The 245-nt window shown below is 61.6% G+C and carries 1 pseudogene; it reads right to left on the bottom strand.

From position 1 onward, the window contains the following. Window positions 1-245, bottom strand: a pseudogene (locus tag FV242_RS34240) (IS481 family transposase); the annotation flags it as partial.

Genomic DNA, 245 nt, shown 5'->3' with positions numbered 1-245 from the left:
TGCTCACCTCAGCGATGTCGACGTGCACATAGCCGATGGCGTAGGTCGCAAAGCGCTGCTTCTTGGGTTTGTTGCCGTCGATCTCGGGTAGTCGGCTGATGCCATGCCGTTCCAGGCAGCGATGCAGCGAGGATCGCGTCAGGTGCGGGATCGTCGGCTGCAAGCCGTAAAGGCAGTCGTCAAGCGGCAGCAGGGTGTGCCGGCGGAAAGCGACAATGATCGCTTCCTCCTCAACGGTGAGCACG

The organism is Methylobacterium sp. WL64, assembly GCF_008039945.1.
Lineage (GTDB): Bacteria > Pseudomonadota > Alphaproteobacteria > Rhizobiales > Beijerinckiaceae > Methylobacterium.
The sequence above is the reverse complement of the archived record's forward strand: the minus strand, read 5'-3'. Positions and strand labels throughout refer to the sequence as shown.